This window comes from Piscinibacter sp. PDB5-1 (assembly GCF_056676035.1).
In genome coordinates, this window is sequence record NZ_JBWVZL010000015.1 from 1 (window position 1) to 1475 (window position 1475).

At 57.2% G+C, this 1475-nt stretch carries 1 protein-coding gene; it reads right to left on the minus strand.

All coding sequences use genetic code 11. The annotated features are described in order from the left end of the window. Positions 1 to 67 precede the first annotated feature (67 nt). On the minus strand, positions 68 to 1475 hold a 1408-nt coding region (locus tag AC1KAT_RS22115; RefSeq protein WP_480329507.1), incomplete at its 5' end, for a hypothetical protein.

A 1475-nucleotide genomic window follows, 5' to 3' on the forward strand; every position in this document is an offset into this window, starting at 1 on the left:
CGTTTGACATGAGCGGTGGCCTGACGGCGCAGCCGGCAGGACATCCGCTCGATGGAATGGTTAGGCGTCACCGCTCAGAGTCTTTGGCTTCAGGTGTCGGCTCTGCTGGCCGGTTCGGCAGCGATATCAACCCAACGCCTGCGAGCAAAGCTCGTCTACAGGCCGCAGCGAATTCTGCGTCGGGTTTGCCCAGGAGGGACTGAACGGCGTAGAACAGTTCGCTCGTCGTGATCAATGCGGTACCGTTCGACCGTGCGGCGAGAAGGCACTTGTCGGTGAATGGCGCGTCACGCCGCTCCGAGGGCGGTGTAAGGCGAAATGGGTTTCCGAAGAGGACCCCTTTGGCCGGAATCGAGACTTCGTCACGCTGAAGATCCTCGTGCAGGTTCATCGCCAATTGGCGAAGCTTGTCGACGTTGATTGCCTTACTGTCCTTGCCCTCCGCCTCTCCGATGAGGCGACCCTCCGCAGATTCGAACACCACGTCAAACTCCGATGCGCCCTCTCGGAACGGCTTCGCATCGAATCCGATCGCTTTGAGGCCAGCGATGATTGCGTTCTCAAGAGGCTTTCCCTTCTCGTAGAGAAGAGTTCGAAAAGAGCCCGCTTCAGCAAGTTGTTGGAGAACGTCCTCCTTTGCAAGCTGAATTCGCTCAAGTTCCGACTCGACCTCAAGCAGCCTGGATCGCAAAGGAAGCTCGGCAGAAAGCGCGAATTCTGTCTCTCCCGCCCAAGTTGGCTCTGGCGTGCCTTCGGCTTCTGAACGTAGCGCGGCATCCAGCGCGATGATGCTGGAAATCAATCTGGCCGCGAACTGACGCGCCTCCTCGGTCCACTCGGTACCTGTGTCGTCGTTGGTCGACACAAGAAACTCATCGCGGTAAAAGTCGATGTCCGGAAGGCAGACGATTGAGCCGCCAGACTTGTCATTCCTGAGCAGCGTGCCTACCGTCTTGTCACCGTTTCGCGTTTGCAACGCGGGCGGGTACTTTGCGTTCTGAATTAGGACGCAGTACTCCGAGTACGCGGCGAACTCGGCCCAATACGGCGCAAGGACATCAGCACCCTTAGATGCCAGCCTCACCGACGTGCCTTTCGAATTGACTGGTTCCAACTCAAGGGGAAGGCACCTGTAGTTGGTAAACAGATCAACAATTCGTGTTGTGGCTCGGTTTCGTCCGGTGCCGGAATACTGACGTTCGCCCGTATCGACGTAGACCTCCGTTAGAGGAGGGAGAAAGACCACGATGGTCTTCCCACACTCCACTGCCAGTTTGATCTCTCTGCGCCAGTGCTCGCTCGCCTCCTTTACCCTGAATGAAGCGTGATCACTGAGACTTGGCTTGCCTTTGTATCGATCGCCATAGGACACCCAACTTTCGATAGATGGTCGAAAGAGAACTATGTCCCAGTCGAGGAGCGACACCCGCGAATCGAAGTCCTCTTCTGATACGACATCGGCCGCAAGATCGACG